The organism is Streptomyces xanthophaeus (genome assembly GCF_030440515.1).
GTDB lineage: Bacteria > Actinomycetota > Actinomycetes > Streptomycetales > Streptomycetaceae > Streptomyces > Streptomyces kutzneri.
In genome coordinates, this window is sequence record NZ_CP076543.1 from 1 (window position 1) to 14,271 (window position 14,271).

The window sequence follows — 14,271 nt, forward strand, 5'->3', positions numbered from 1 at the left end:
GGAGAGGTCGTGGGGGTGGATGCTGCTTGTTCGAGGGCGCGGCGGCCGGCGTGGGGGCGGCGAGGTCGGAGGTGGCTTCGTGGGGGGCGGCGTGGCGGCGTTCGCGGATGCCTGTCTTGCGTACGATCCACTCGTCGGTGACTCGGTGGCGTCGGCGACCTGGTCGTTGCCGATGATCTGTTCGGGCAGGTAGGAGCCGGTGGCCGGATTGCTATCGGGTTTGCCGGTGTGTGGGGTCTGTTCGTCACGTTCTCGTCTCCTGGGGTCGGGGCTCGGCGGCCGTTCGTGTGCCGGGCAGCCGTTCCCATCCGGCGAGTTGTGCGTGTGCGGTGAGTACGGGGTCGGAGCCGACGACGACGGGGCGGCCGACGGCGCGGAGCAGGTCGAGGTCGCTGCTGTGGTCGCCGTAGGCCGAGCAGTGGGTGAGGTCGAGGCTGCGGATGGCGGCGACGGCGTGGGCGGTGCGGCCTTTGGTGGTGCCGATCAGCGGGGGTGACCACTTCGCCGGTCAGGAGGCCGCGGCGGATGACGGGCCGGTGCCGAAGGTCCAGTCGGCGCCGAGGTGTTCGGCGACGGGGTCGAGGCAGGCGAAGAAGGATCCGGAGACGAGGACGGTCAGGTCGCCGCGCTGGCGGTGTGCGGTGAGGGCGGGCGGTGGGGCCGGGGATGAAGGGTGTGCCGGCGAGTTCGTGGGTGAACCAGGCTCGGCCGGAGGCTGCCAGGGCTGCCGCGCTCTCCCCCGCGTAGAGGCGGTAGTACCGGCGGTTGATGTCGGCGCGCGGGATGCCGTCGGCGGCGGCGCGGTGGAGTGTGCGGTGAGGCGTTCGTAGGTGCCGGGGGCCGCTCCCGGCGTTGGAGGTGGAACGCCAGGAAGCGGAACATGCTTTTGAAGGCGATGAGTGTCTCGTCGACGTCGAAGAAGGCGGCGGTGGTCATCGGGGGGTCCGGACCGGGCGAGGTTGAGGGTCAGCAGGCACAGGCTTTCGCCGTCCTGGTGGGCTTCGACGCGTACGGGTACGCGGTCGGTGTCGGGGGTGTGTTCGTCGCCGAGTTCCACGATTCCGCCCTGGGTGTAGTAGACGGCGGGTTCGGCCGGGCGGTCGGTGTGGCGGTGTTCGCCGACGACTGCGGTGAGGGTGGCGGGGCTGTCGAGTTCGCCGAATCGGCTGAAGGTGACGGCGAGGTCGGTGGGGTAGGTGCGGGAGGGTGACATGCCGCGTACGTCGAGGGCTCCGTAGAGGGCGATCTGGCGGGCGGCTTCGGCGATGACCATGCCGGGCAGGTGGTCCTGCGGGTGGTCGAACATGCTGGGGTGGCTGCCGGGGGTGCGGATCCCGGCAGTCAGGGTGTCTCCGGCGACTTCGATGCCGGTGAGGACGACGTTGTCGGCGTTGGCGCGGCCTACGCGGTACGGCTCGACGGGTGCGCCGGTGGTGGTGCCGGGTGCCGGGTGGTCGGCGGAGGAGGGCAGTGGTCTCTGGTCGCGGTTGCGCAGGCGCAGGGCGGTGTAGGACTCGGGGGATTTGAAGCGCAGGCCGATGCCGGCGCGGCCGATGCTGGTGTCGCCGACGCGCAGGTCGACGTCGTAGTCGAGGCCGTTGGTGCGGCCTTCGCGGACGTAGTGGTTGCTGGTGGTGACGTGCAGGGTCAGCTGGCAGGGGGTGGCGCCGACGGCTATGCGGTCGGGGGCGGAGAGGTGGACGCGCAGGTGGGTGAGGATGAATTTGTCCGTGCGGGGGACGGAGAAGTAGGCGTGGGCGCCGGCGAGTGCGGCCTGGCGGCAGGCTTCGAGCAGCAGGACCGGGTCGTAGACGTTGGGGTTGAGCAGGTGGTCGCCGTAGTAGGCGTGGGAGCGGGGCAGCTGGGCGGCGGCGACGTAGGAGGCTCCGCCGAGGGGCTGGAGGTCGGTGAGGAAGACTTCGCCGAGCGAGTCCCGGTGGACCAGTGTGCGGTCGACGGTGCGGCTGTAGCTCAGCTCAAGTGCGGCGAGGTCCTGTTCCAGCGGCGAGGGTGCGGTGGTCACGTGCGGAACCTGCTTTCTCGGGTGGTGTGCTGCTTCTGCTGGTGCTTGTTCGTCGTCGTCCGGGTGGTCAGCGGCGTTCCAGGAGGACTCCTGTCCAGGTGAAGCCGGCTCCTGCGCCGAGCAGGAGGATGCGGTCGCCGGTGGTGAAGGTGTGGTGGCGTTCGAGGTGGTCGAGGCCGGCGATCTGGTCGCCGCTGCCGAGGTGGCCGACGGTGGCGCCGAAGTCCCACAGGGATGTTTCGGCGCCGCCGGGGAATTCGGGGAAGTAGTTCTCCTGGAGCAGGGGCAGGCCCAGGTTGGGGTAGATGACGCGGCGCAGTGCGGGGTCGGTGCCGGTGGGCAGGAGGGCGCGGCGGATCTCGCGGACGGCTCGGCGGGTGGCTTCGCGGAGGCTGTCGGTGCCGTGGGTGGCGAGGTAGCGCTTCTTGGCGGCGCGTACGTCGTGTTCGGTGCCGAAGAGGGCGCGTGTCTCGGGGGCCGGTTCGTCGAGGCGGTGGAGTCCTTCGAGTTCGGGGTCGCTGACGCTGTGGATGGTCAGGACGTGCCAGCCGGGGGCCTGGGGGGCGGGGGGGTGTCGGCGGTCAGGACGGCGGCGGCCGCTCCGTCGCCGTAGACGATGCCGTAGTCGGCGGTGAAGCGGTCGAAGCCGGAGGCGGCGAAGCGGTCGGTGGCGACGATGAGGGCGTTGCGTCGGCTGCTGCCGGTGAGGAGGCCGGCGGCGAGGTCGAGGACGAGGAGCTGTGCGTTGCAGCCTTGGCTGACGGTGAAGGGCAGGGCGTGGGTGGCGCCGAGGCGGGACTGGAGCCAGGAGGCTGGGGACCAGAGGCGTTGGTGGCCGTGGCGGTGGATGGCGGTGACCGCGATGAGGTCGATGTCCTGGGGTTTGGTTTCGGCGGCGGCCAGGGCGCGTTGGGCGGCGATGAGGGCCATGTCGCCGGGGTAGAGGGTGTGTTCGGCGGCGATGGTGTGGTAGCCGGTGGCGCGGATGCGTTCGGCGTCGGGGTCGGGGTGGCGGGCGGCTTCGGTGTTGAGGTCGAGGCGCTGTTCGGGGAGGTAGCTGCCGGTGCCGGTGATGCTGAGGCCGGTCGGGGGGCGGGGCGTGGTGGTGGTCATGCTGCCTCCTTCTCGGTTTCGGCGTGGGCGGTGGTGGTGGTGTCTGTGGGGGTGGGGGTGGTGCGGGCGACGTGGCCGTCGGGGCGTACGAGGACTGCGGTGGTGCCGGGTGGGAGCCAGGCGCGTTGTGCCGGGGTGAGTTCTGCGGTGTGGGTGAGCGGGGGCAGGAGGGTGTTGTCGGGCTGGGCGCCGGGCAGGTGCAGCCAGGTGTGGCGGCCGGGTTGGGGGCGGTGGCCGGGGACGCGGGCGCCGGGCTGCAGGCGGTGGCCGGTGCGGGGTGGCAGGACGAGGTGGCCGGGTGTGGTGTCGGTGGGTGGTGTGGTGGGGGCGGGGGTGGTGCGGTAGTAGTGGAGTAGAGCTGGCTCCAGGCTTCGGCGTATCCGGTGAGCGCCTCCTGTACGGAGTTGCGGGCTTCCTGGGTGGTGGCCCGGCGCATGGCGTCGAGGAGTGTGAGGACGCTGGTGGAGCGGGCGACCTGGGCGGCTGCGGCGCGGCGTTCGCGGTCGTAGTCGGCGAGGAGGGTGGTTTGGGAGCCGTTCTGGAGGGCGGCGAAGCGCCAGGCGAGTGCCCAGGCGTCGCCGAAGCCGGTGTTCATGGCCTGGCCGCCGGCGGGTGCGTTGAGGTGGGCGGCGTCTCCGGCGAGGACGGTCCGGCCGTGGGTGAAGCGTTCGGCGAGGCGTTCGTGGACCTGGTAGTGGGCGATGCGGTCGACGCGTTCGAAGTGCAGGGTGGGGCCGAAGCCGAGGGTGTCGACGGTTTTCTGGAAGTGCTGGGTGCTCAGTTCGCTGTCGCGGTCGATGGATTCGGCCGAGACGGGTCCGGCGATGCGTACGGTGCCGTGCGGCAGTGGCAGCAGGGAGACCGCGCCGGCGGGTCCGATGTACATGGCGGAGGCGTGGGGGTCGGCGGGTCGTAGTGGGGTGCCTTCGGCGAGGAGGTAGCTCATGGGGTAGGTGATGCCGGGGAAGGCGATGTCCAGGGCGGTGCGTACGGCGCTGCCGGCGCCGTCGGCTCCTACGAGGTGGCGGGCGGTGATCGTGTGGGGTGTGCCGTCGGTGTCGGTCCGGGCGGTGATGCCGTGTTCGTCTTCGTGGTGGCGGGTGTAGCGGTGGCCGCGCAGGAGCCGGCCGCCGGCGGCGGTGAAGCGTTCGGCGAGGACGGCTTCGACGTCGGGCTGCGGGACGTTCAGGTAGTAGGGGAAGGCGGTGTCGAGTCCGCTGAAGTCCACGGTGAACTGGGCCTGGTGGTGGGTGTGGAAGTCGATGCGGGTGTGGCGTATGCCCTTGGCTTCGACGGCGGTGCGCAGGTCGAGGGTGTCCAGGATTTCGAGTCCGGCCGCGTGCACCATGATCGCCCGGGTGCGGGGGTCGATGTCGTGGCGCTGTTCGATGACGGTGCAGTGGCAGTGGAGCCGTGGTGGCGCAGGAGGCAGCCGAGCATCAGTCCGGTGGGGCCGGCGCCGACGATCAGGATGTCGGTGGTGTGGTGGTGGTCGGTCGCCCGGGCGCGCGGGGTGTTCCGGTTCATCGGTTCGTCGCTTTCTCTGCGTACGGGCGTGGCCGTCGCCGGGGGCGCGGTCGGGGGTGGGTCCGGGCCCCCGGCGACGGTCGTTCGGTGCCGGCCGGGGCGGTCAGTGGCGGCCGGCGGTGCGGCGGTTGCGGAGGAAGAGGGCGACCAGCAGGGCGACGGCGATGAGGATGAGGCCGTTGACGAGGATCGCGAGGTTGATGCCGGACAGGGTCGCGGCCTTGACCGGTTCGCTGGAGAGGCTGCGGATCTGGGCGGTGGCGATGGCGCTCATGATCGGGATGCCGATGGTGATGCTGACCTGCTGGGTGAGGGTGGTGATGCCGGTGGCGAGGCCCTGCTGTTCGTTGGGCAGGCCGGAGGTGGCGGTGACCATGAAGCCGACGATGGCGGCGACGTGGGCGTAGCTGCTGAGGAAGGCAAGTCCCAGGACTCCGTAGAGCCAGGTGCGGGCGTCGCCGGCGAAGTAGAGCGCGCCGACGGTGATGCCCTGGATGAGCAGGCCTGCGACGAGTACGGCCCGGCTGCTGCCGAGGACGCCGATCCAGCGGGGGGCGGTGACGCCTCCGAGGAAGGCGCCGACGCCGAGGACGCCGAAGGTCAGGCCGGTGGCGATGGCCGAGTAGCCGAGGACTTCCTGCAGGTAGAGGGTGAGCAGGAAGATCATGGCGGTGAAGCCGATGAAGGTGGCGGCGCCGCCGATGTTGCCCCAGGTGACGCTGCGGCGGCCGAGGATGCGCAGGGGTGCCAGCGGTTCGCTGGCGTTGAGCTCCACGAAGCCGAAGACGACGAGGAGGACGATGCGACGGCGAGGGAGATCAGGGTGGTGGGGTCGCCCCAGCCGTACTGGCCCGCGGCGGAGATGCCGTAGACGAGGGCGATGAGGCCGGCGCTGACGGAGACGGGCCGGGGATGTCGAGTTTGCCGCCGTGGGAGCGGGAGCCCTTGAGGAGCAGGGGGGTGACGACGATCAGGAGGATGCCGATCGGGATGTTGATGAAGAAGCCCCAGCGCCAGCTGAGGGTGTCGGTGAGCAGGCCGCCGACGATGGCGCCGCAGGTGAAGCCGGCGGAGAGCATCGCGCCGTTGAGTCCGAGTGCGCGGTCGCGCAGGGGTCCTTCGGGGAAGGAGGTGATGAGCAGGGCGAGGCCGGCGGGGGTGACCATGGCGGTCGCCAGGCCTTGTGCCACGCGGGCGGCGAGGAGGGGGCCTGCGAAGTCGACGAGGCCGCCTGCCAGGGAGGAGAGGGTCAGCAGGACGAGGCCTGCGAGGAAGACCTTGCGGGCTCCGACGAGGTCGGCGACGCGGCCGAAGAGGAGGCTGAATCCGGCGGCGCTGAGTGCGAAGGCGGTGGCGATCCACTGGAGGTTCTCGGTGGCGAAGTCGAGTTCGCGGCCGATGACGGGGACTGCCACGTTCATGATGGAGAAGTCCACCGCCAGGGTGAACTGCGCGCCGAGCAGCAGGAGCAGGATGAGTGTCTGCCGCTTCGTCATCCGCTCGGGTGCGGGGGCCGGGCCCGGCGAATGATCTGCCCGAGTCTCCTCGGGGCTGTTGACCGTTGACATGAGAGACCTTTCGCTTCCTGCCGGTTGGGGTGTTCCGAGCATCTGCGGGGTGTGGGGGGCTAGCCAGTACCCGCTGTTTCATAGGGCTGCGGTGGGTACCACTGGCTGGGTCTGTCTCATGCGGGCCGGTCGTGAATACGTTTCGGGGCATGACGAATTCCACACGCTCCGTAGTCGAAGACTTCTTCGGCCGGCTCGGTGCAGGCGAGGCCGACCGTGCCCTGGAACTGCTGGCGGAGCCCCTCGACTGGTTCACTCCCGGTGACACCGCGCTGATTCCGTGGATGGGACGGCGTACCACCCGCGGCGAGGTCGCGGACTTCTTCAAGCAGGCGGGCGAGAACCTGACGCCGGAGGAGTTCGCCGTCGAGCGGATCCTGGCCGAGGACGGCACGGCTGTTGCCCTGGGGCGTTTCCGCTACCGGGTGAACGCCACCGGCAAGGCGTTCACCTCTGAGTTCGCGGTCGAGCTGCACGTCTCGGACGGGCTGATCACCCGCTACCGCATGCACGAGGACAGCTACGCCATCTCCCTGGCCTTCCTCTGAGCCGTCCGGCCCACTTCGATCCGGCTTCGGACGGCGAGCGTGAAAGAGGCTTCGATGACCACCCGGTACCCCATTGACGAAGACAGCGGCGCGGACGCGGCGCGGCCGGATGCCTACGACGTCCTGGTCGTAGGTGCCGGCCCGACCGGCCTGACCGCGGCCTGTGAACTGCTGCGGGGGGGGTCCGCGTCAGAATCGTGGACGCGGCCCCGGCCCCAGCGTCCATTCCAAGGCGATGCTGGTGTGGCCGCGCACCCTGGACATCCTGGAGGACCTCGGGCTCTCCGGGGGTGTCGGCCAGGTCGCGGTCAAGCTGCGGCAGATGACGTACTACTCGGAGAAGAAGCCGGTCACCCGGATGCGGATGGCCGATGACATGGCTCCCTACTGCCTGCCCCAGCGGCTCACCGAGGAGGTGCTGGCCGAGGGTCTGCACCGGCTCGGCGGCCGTGTGGAGCGCGGTGTGCGGCTGGTGTCGCTGCAGGACGTGGACTTCAGCGGGGCGATACGCGAGGGCCGGCCGGTCACCGCGGTGCTGGAGCATGCGGACGGGAGCGTCGAGCGGGCCGCCGTGCCGTGGGTGATCGGCGCGGACGGTGCGACGAGTGCGGTGCGCCGGCAGCTGGGCATCGCCTACGAGGGTGCCACGTACGAGAACCGGTTCCTGATCACGGATGCGAAGGTGGCGGGCGACCCGCTGGAGCCCGATGAGATCCACTACTACCAGTCACGGATGGGTGTGCTGGCGATCGTGCCGCAGCCGTTCGGGCTGTTCCGTTTCTTCACCAATGCTCCTGCGGACATGGCGGACGGGACGCTGGCCGACATGCAGCGGCTGGTGGACCTGCGCGGGCCCGGCGGGCTGCGGCTGACGGACCCGGACTGGGTGACCACCTTCCGGGTGCACCGGCGCCGGGCCGCCTCGTTCCAGCTCGGCCGGGTCTTCCTGGCCGGGGACGCCGCGCACGCGCACAGTCCGATGGGCGGGCAGGGTCTGAACACCGGGATCCAGGACGCCCAGAACATCGCCTGGAAGCTGGCTTCGGTGGTGCGCGGTGAGGCGCGGACCGGGCTGCTGGAGAGTTATACGCCCGAGCGGGCCGCGGTGGCCGATGCCGTGGTCCGCGACACCGACCTGCAGACCCGGGCCGCGATGTGGACCCGGGGCAGTCAGGTCACGCTGCGGGACACGGCGATGCGGGCCCTGGACCGTACGGGGGTCCTGGACCGCTTCTACGTGCCGGTGGCCGCGGGGCGGCGCTGGGTCTACGGCCCGGTCACGGAGGGGCCCAGGCGTGCGCGGCCCGTGCACTGGTGCTCGGCCCGGGCGGGTCTGCGCCGGCACGCCCGGGAGGGTGCGGCCCTGCCGCGGCCGCTGGCCGTGGCGCTGGGGGTGGCCGGGCCGGCTGCCGATCCGGTCCGGCTGCATCTGGTGGTGCTGCCGGGTGAGAAGGATCCGGACCGTGGCCTGGCGGATGCGGTACGCCGGCTGGCCGGGCCGTGGGCCGGCCAGGTGCGGGTGGTGGACACCGCGGCGCTGCCGGGCGGGGCCCGGCCGCGTCGGCCGCCCGTGAACTGCACTGCCGGCATGCCGGTTTCCATCTGGTGCGGCCGGACGGGCACATCGTCCTGCACGGGCACCGCGAGGAGCTGCGCGAGCTGTACGACACTCTCGACCGCCTTCTGGTCCCCGGGGCGGGTACCGCTCCGGAGGCCGGCTTTTCACCGACCGTTGAACTCCCGCTGGAGGAAGAAGACATGTACCAGAGCTCCGGATCCGTTCCCTTCGCCCACATGGTGGGCTCCGGCCCGCACAAGGTGATCGTGCTGCATTCCCTCTTCGGCGGGCACCAGTCGTTCTCGCCGCTGTGGCCGTACCTGGACGGGTCGCGTTTCACGTATGCGTTCATGGATGCCCGGGGCTTCGGGCGCAGCCTGGACGTGGCCGGTACGTACACGACGGACGAGATCGCCTCGGACGTGCTGACGCTGGCCAACGACATGGGCTGGCAGGACTTCTCGCTGATCGGGCACTCGCTGGGCGGGCAGCCGATCCAGCAGGTGCTGCTGAAGGCCCCGCAGCGGGTGCGGCGGATCGTGGGGCTGAGCCCGGTGCCCGCGGGCGGCATGCCGATCCCGGACTCGGACTTCCCGCTGTTCGCGGAGGCCGCGCACAAGGTCGAGAACCGTCGCATCGTCATCGATCTGACGACGGGGAACCGGCTGTCCCCGCACTGGGTGACGGCTTTCGCCGAGTCTTCGATGAAGGAGGTCGGGCCGGTCGCTTTCCGCAGCTACCTGGATTCCTTCCGCACCACCGATTTCGCGGACCGGGTGAGCGGTGCCCAGGTGCCGGCGCTGGTGGTGGTCGGTGAGCACGATCCGGCGGTGACGGCGGAGTCGATGCAGGAGACGTGGATGAAGCACTATCCGAACGGGCAGCTGGCCGTGGTCGGGAACGCCGGCCACTACCCGATGGTGGAGACCCCGGTCGCGCTGGCCACCCTGCTGGAGGAGTTCCTCTCCCAATAGTCCTGGCTGCCCCTCCCCCGTCCCCCGCGGGCGGGGCGCCGAGGAGGCGGAGGCGGATGTCCGGTGACTCTCCTGTCGGTTGCCCGGGCATCCGCCTTCGGCCTGTCCGGGACCGGTCCGCGGGCCGGCGCAAGAGCTGGAGGAGGGAGAGCGGATGCCGAAGGTGATGACGGCGGCGCCCGCGGGGGTGCGCGGGCCCGGGACGGGGCTGGTGGCGGTGGTGGCGGGGCATGAGCTGACCGCGTTCGTCAGTGCGGCCCTGGAGTCGGCGGGTGTCCGCCCGGCCGACGCGGATCTGACGGCCGAGGTGCTGGTGGCCGCGGATCTCGCGGGGACGGCCCGGCACGGTGTGGTGCGGCTGCTCCCGTACGTGCAGGGGCTGCTGGGGGGAACGATCAACGGCGCGGCGCGGCCCGAGATCGTGCGCCGGTACGGGATGTGACGGTGATCGACGCGCATCACGGGCTGGGGCAGCCCGCGCTGGCCTTCGCCGTGGATCAGGCGGTGGAGCAGGCCCGGGTGCATGGTTCGTCGGTGGTCTCGGTGCAGCATTCACGCCATGTCGGCATCACGGCCTGGTATTCCGGGCGGGCGGCGCGGGGCGGTGCCTTCGGTGTCATCACCACGCGTGCGGCCCGGTCGGGAGGGGGTGCGGGGGTGCTCCGGGAGGGGGCGGTAACAAGCCAGTTCCTGATGTGTCTGAGCGCAGCGGCGGCGGGCGCCGCGCGGCCGGCCGCAATGGTCGCGCCGGCCGGCGCGGGGGCGGTGCGGCCGCGGTTGACCCTGCCGGTTCCGGTACTGGAGGAGCTGGTGCGGATCGCGGCTCTGGTCAAGGTGACGCCGGTACGGGCGCTGGACCGGCGGCGGCCCACCCGTTCCGAATGTCCGTGAGTAAACACTCCGGACCTTTTCTATTTACCGACCCTCCTGGAGAAGGCGCGGGAAGCAGGTAGTACACACCCGAACCAAAAATCGTACACACCTCAACAATCAAGGTGGATTTACACGGTAAGTGACCAGTAACGTCGCCACCGGGAGCCCGCCCGGGAATACCGCGGCGCTGGCTGAATTGTTGCCGGTGTTCCCCTGCAGGTGGACTCGCCGGTCCTGCTCTGCTCGCCAAATCGCCTTGCCGCATGGGATCTTGGCCCCCAGTTATGCGGAGTGACGGACGTCACGGGCCGGAATTCGCCGTTCCGGGTTTCCTTTGTAAGGAGGCCCGTGTGGCGTGAATCAGCCGGGCCGCGGACGGCACTTCCCCACGTTTCCCATCGGCTAGTATTCGGCGGATGTTTCAGCGCAGTGCGCGGGCAGCGAAAGGCGAAAAAAGAATGCAGCGGGCGACGGGAGTTCGAGATTCTGATCTTGGAAAGTTCCTTCAGGTACGGCGCAGCCTGCTGTCGCCGGACGACATCGGCCTGCCCAGCGACGGCAAGAGACGGCGGGTGCGGGGGCTGCGCAGGGAGGAGGTCGCCCACATCGCCCAGGTCAGCGTCAACTACTACACGCGCCTGGAGCAGGGGCAGAACCGCAGCGCCTCGCCCGAGGTGCTGGACGCCATCGCCAACGCGCTGCGCCTGAACCCGGGCGAGCGGGCCCACCTGCACAACCTGTCCCGCGCCGCCGAGCTCGCGCGCCCGGCCAAGGCGGCCGAGGAGGTGCGGCCCGCGGTGGCCCGGATGATCTCCGCCTACCTCCAGGGTCCGGCGGTCGTGCTGGGCCGGCAGATGGACATCCTCGCCTGGAACGCCCTGGCCCGGACCATGTTCTCCGGACACATCGACATCGAGGAACTCCTCGCCCGGGACACCCCGCCGAACCTGGCCGAGCTCGTCTTCCTCCACCCCGGCGCCCGCGCCCTGTATCCCCGCTGGAACGACGAGGCGGTCGAGATGGCGGGGTACCTGCGGATGATGGCCGGCCGCTTCCCGGGCGACCCGGAACTGGTCGAGCTGATCGAGCGTCTCTCCCACGCGAGCCCGGAGTTCACCGAGATCTGGTCGGGACACGTGGTGTGGGACAAGACGTTCGGTACGCGCCATCTCCACCACCCGGCCGTCGGTGAACTGACCCTGGCTTTCGAGAGCCTGCGCCTTCCCGACTCCCCGACCAGTGCATCGTGCTGTACCACGCGGAGCCCGCCTCCCTTGAGGAAGAGGCGCTGCGCGTCCTCCTGGAAGGCCGCGGCGGCGGCTAGCGGCCCGTGCCGGAAGGACGCCGGCGCCGGTGGGCAGGGAGTCGAGAATCCGTCAATTCCCGCTGAGGATGACCAGCAGGGGCAGGCGAGGGGATCAACGCCTCGCCGAGACTGGACCCATGGAATCCTTCGCCGACCTCAGCCACTTCCTGCGCTCCCACCGCCTGCGCACGGCCCCCGGGCAGACGGGGGTGCCGGCGGGCGCGGGCCCCCGGACCGCGCCCTGTCTGCTGCCCGCCGAACTGGCCCGGGCCGCGGGGCTCGACGCCGACCGCTACGCCGACATCGAGGACGGCCGGGCCGGCCGTGTGTCCCTGTCCGCACTCCATGCGCTGGCATCGGCGCTGCACCTCGGGGCGGACGAGCGGGCCGAACTGTTCCGGCTCGGGGCCTCCCCCGGTACGTCCCGGCTGCGGGGGCTCGGCCACCTGACCCGGGCCGTGCCCATGCTGCCGGTCATCGCCTTCAACCACCGCTACGACATCACCGGCTGGAACCTGCCGGGGCAGGCGCTGCTCGCCTGGGACCTGGACTGGCCGGTCGAGGACGTCCGGCCCAACCTGGCCCGGATGCTCTTCCTCGACGGGGCGACGCGGGCGCTGTACGGGCCCGGGCAGCGGCAGGTCTCCGGGCTCGTCGGGGCTCTGCGGCGGGCGGTGGAGCAGCATCCGGACGAGGAGCTGACCCGCCTGGTGGCCGAACTGGCCGCGGGGAGCGGTGAGTTCGCGCAGCTGTGGTCGCGGCCGGCCGGGGAGAGGAGGGACGAGGACGACTGTGGTGTCCTCTTCCGTTTCGAGCATCCCGCGGTGGGTTCCATGGAGCTTTCCCGGGTGGTGCTGGAGGAGGGGGCGCAGAACGGGGAGTGGGCCGTGGTGTTCAGCCCGGAACCCGGTTCCGTGTCCGCCGCGGCGCTGGACGATCTGCTCGCCCGGGTCGCCGGGCGGTCCGTCTGATGCACCGCGGCCGGCCGCCGCGGCCGGGCCCGGCAGCCGTCGCTCCGCGGGGGCGCGCGTCGGCGAGGGGCCCGGCCGGCTCAGGCGTGCGGCTGTGGCAGCCCCGGGTAGGCGCGCCCGGCGCGCGGGGGCACGGCGAAGGTGGCGCGGCTGCGGACGTCCATGAAGGCGTTGATGCCGTTGTTGCGGCGCACGCCGATCCCGCCGTGGTGGGTGGAGGCGTCGGCGGCGTTCATCATCGCCCGGGTGGCGTGGAAGTCCTCCATGGTGCGCTGCAGGGACACGAAGTGGGTGCCGGGCACCCCGTGGTCCATCGTCGCGAAGTCCCTGCGGTTGATCCGCGGACGGCCGGCGAGCCGGGCCCGCCCGGTGGCCTGGGCATGGCCGACCCGTCCGTGGGCGGCGGCCACCGCCGCGAGCTCCGTACGGTCGCTCTCGGCGTCCTCGACCAGGGCGTGTGCTTCTTTCGCGGTGGTCCGGGGCGAGTACATCAGTGCGGCGCGTTCGTCCTCGTGCTGCTCGTACCAGCTGTCGGTGTCGAGGACGATGTAGCTGACGTGCATGGTGGTGCCGCCGGCCAGTGGTCCCGCGGTGATCGAGACCTCTTCCTCGGTGGCCTGGTTGCGCCGCAGTCCCGAGTGGAAGCCCAGCAGCAGGGGGGCCTCGTCGGGGACGCCGGCCTGCGGGCGCCGTTCGGCGGGCAGGCCCTGCCCGACGAAGCCGCTGCGGGTCTCGCGCAGTTCGAGGCGCCTGCGCTGGTCCTGCGGTCCGGGCCCGAAGAGCGAGGCGGCGGCCTCGGTGAGTGTCTCCTCCCGGTCGGAGGCGAGGTGGAGGCAGGCGTCGTACTCCTCCAGCACCGGGTTCTCCCAGCGGGCCATCGGGACGGGCCGGCCGACCGGGGAACGCAGCCGTGTGTGCCGTTCGAACCAGCCCGGGCCCCAGCCCATGCACATCAGGATGCCGTCGGGCCCGTGCCCGTAGCGCTCTTCCAGGGCGGTGAGGGCGGCCTCCAGGTGCCGGGCGTCGGCCCGTTCGGGGGTGCCCGTGACGTCGAGCATGAGGAGCCGGTGGTGGCGGGGCGGCAGTGCGCGGCCGGCCTCGTCGGAGCGGAAGGTGTCCTCCCAGGCGTGCTGGGCGGCGGGGCGTGCGGGCATCACAGCTCCTTCTGCGGTTCGTCGCGGCGCAGGGCCGCGAATGCTGCGGCCCAGTCGGCCACGGGGGTGCCGGGTTCGTTGAACAGGCTGAAGGTCGTGGACCGGCTGGCGGGCTGTTCGATGGCTGCGACGATCGCGGCGGCCATGTCGGAGCGGGCCACCATGCCGTCGCCGTGGGGGTGCTGGCTGAGGGTCAGGGCGTGGCTGCCGGGCGGGTCGTCGGTCATCCAGGTGGGCCGCACGATGGTGTAGGGCAGGCCGCCGGCGCGTACCAGTTGTTCGGCGGCGACCCGGGCCGGGAGCAGGGTGTCGTTGATCCGGTTGAGGGGGTGGGCGGGTCCGTGGCCGACGGCGAAGGAGCTGAAGAGGACGAAGTGCGCGGCGGGCCGGTGGCGGCGTACCTGTTCCAGCAGTACGCGGGTGGCCCGTTCGGTGTGGATCCGGGCGTCGCCCCGTTGGGGGACGAGGACGACGGCGTCGGCGGCTTCCAGGACGGTGGCGGCGTCGGTCAGTTCGCCGAGGTCGTCGGGGCGGGCCGGGTTGCCGAGGTCGCTGACGTAGCGGATGGTGTGGCCGCGTCCGGCGGCCGCCGAGGCGATGATCTTCCCGGTGCCGGCCCGGTAGGGCGAGCCGGCGACGACGATCCGTGCCACGTC

11 protein-coding genes and 4 pseudogenes are annotated in these 14,271 nt (G+C 71.4%); 7 read left to right on the top strand and 8 right to left on the bottom strand.

The window, feature by feature from the left end; all coding sequences use genetic code 11:
• Positions 1 to 508: 508 nt before the first annotated feature.
• From KO717_RS00010 to KO717_RS37440, 6 genes and pseudogenes are all read right to left on the bottom strand, one after another.
• Positions 509 to 2,023 carry a ScbA/BarX family gamma-butyrolactone biosynthesis protein gene (locus KO717_RS00010; protein ID WP_301363615.1) on the bottom strand — a complete coding sequence of 505 codons (1,515 nt, stop codon included), beginning with the start codon at positions 2,021 to 2,023 and terminating at the stop codon, positions 509 to 511.
• Between the two features lie 67 nt (positions 2,024 to 2,090).
• Entirely contained in the window at positions 2,091 to 2,561 is a 471-nt protein-coding gene (locus KO717_RS37240) for a 3-oxoacyl-[acyl-carrier-protein] synthase III C-terminal domain-containing protein (RefSeq protein ID WP_367401569.1), read from the bottom strand.
• Positions 2,558 to 3,136, bottom strand: a complete 579-nt coding sequence (locus KO717_RS00015; RefSeq protein ID WP_301363617.1) for a hypothetical protein — start codon at positions 3,134 to 3,136, stop codon at positions 2,558 to 2,560. Before KO717_RS00015 ends, KO717_RS37240 begins: the two co-directional genes overlap by 4 nt.
• A gap of 523 nt (positions 3,137 to 3,659) precedes the next feature.
• Positions 3,660 to 4,484: pseudogene (locus KO717_RS37245) on the bottom strand (FAD-dependent oxidoreductase); the annotation flags it as partial.
• 65 nt (positions 4,485 to 4,549) lie between these two features.
• Positions 4,550 to 4,663 (bottom strand): annotated as a pseudogene (locus KO717_RS37250) (FAD-dependent monooxygenase); the annotation flags it as partial.
• 103 nt (positions 4,664 to 4,766) lie between these two features.
• A pseudogene (locus KO717_RS37440) lies at positions 4,767 to 6,231 on the bottom strand (MFS transporter).
• A 149-nt stretch (positions 6,232 to 6,380) separates the two neighbouring features.
• Here KO717_RS37440 and KO717_RS00030 point away from each other — a divergent pair.
• From KO717_RS00030 to KO717_RS00055, 7 genes and pseudogenes are all read left to right on the top strand, one after another.
• Positions 6,381 to 6,779 carry a nuclear transport factor 2 family protein gene (locus KO717_RS00030; RefSeq protein WP_301363619.1) on the top strand — a complete coding sequence of 133 codons (399 nt, stop codon included), beginning with the start codon at positions 6,381 to 6,383 and terminating at the stop codon, positions 6,777 to 6,779.
• 235 nt (positions 6,780 to 7,014) lie between these two features.
• Positions 7,015 to 8,601 carry an FAD-dependent monooxygenase gene (locus KO717_RS00035; protein WP_301363620.1) on the top strand — a complete coding sequence of 529 codons (1,587 nt, stop codon included), beginning with the start codon at positions 7,015 to 7,017 and terminating at the stop codon, positions 8,599 to 8,601.
• Positions 8,538 to 9,311, top strand: coding sequence for an alpha/beta fold hydrolase (locus KO717_RS00040; RefSeq protein ID WP_301363621.1), 774 nt, complete (start codon positions 8,538 to 8,540; stop codon positions 9,309 to 9,311). Before KO717_RS00035 ends, KO717_RS00040 begins: the two co-directional genes overlap by 64 nt.
• A gap of 154 nt (positions 9,312 to 9,465) precedes the next feature.
• Positions 9,466 to 9,753 (top strand): Ldh family oxidoreductase, encoded by a 288-nt coding sequence (locus tag KO717_RS00045; protein WP_301363622.1) that lies wholly within the window; start codon positions 9,466 to 9,468, stop codon positions 9,751 to 9,753.
• A 2-nt stretch (positions 9,754 to 9,755) separates the two neighbouring features.
• Positions 9,756 to 10,202, top strand: coding sequence for an Ldh family oxidoreductase (locus KO717_RS00050; RefSeq protein ID WP_301363623.1), 447 nt, complete (start codon positions 9,756 to 9,758; stop codon positions 10,200 to 10,202).
• A 440-nt stretch (positions 10,203 to 10,642) separates the two neighbouring features.
• A pseudogene (locus KO717_RS37265) lies at positions 10,643 to 11,365 on the top strand (helix-turn-helix domain-containing protein); the annotation flags it as partial.
• 262 nt (positions 11,366 to 11,627) lie between these two features.
• Positions 11,628 to 12,461, top strand: coding sequence for a helix-turn-helix transcriptional regulator (locus KO717_RS00055; protein ID WP_301363624.1), 834 nt, complete (start codon positions 11,628 to 11,630; stop codon positions 12,459 to 12,461).
• Between the two features lie 80 nt (positions 12,462 to 12,541).
• Here KO717_RS00055 and KO717_RS00060 read toward each other — a convergent pair whose 3' ends face one another.
• Together KO717_RS00060 and KO717_RS00065 are read right to left on the bottom strand one after the other, a co-directional pair.
• Positions 12,542 to 13,615: a DUF7405 family protein gene (locus KO717_RS00060; protein ID WP_301363625.1), complete on the bottom strand. Its 1,074-nt coding sequence runs from the start codon at positions 13,613 to 13,615 to the stop codon at positions 12,542 to 12,544.
• Entirely contained in the window at positions 13,615 to 14,268 is a 654-nt protein-coding gene (locus KO717_RS00065; RefSeq protein ID WP_301363626.1) for an NAD(P)-binding oxidoreductase, read from the bottom strand. Before KO717_RS00065 ends, KO717_RS00060 begins: the two co-directional genes overlap by 1 nt.
• Positions 14,269 to 14,271: the final 3 nt, after the last annotated feature.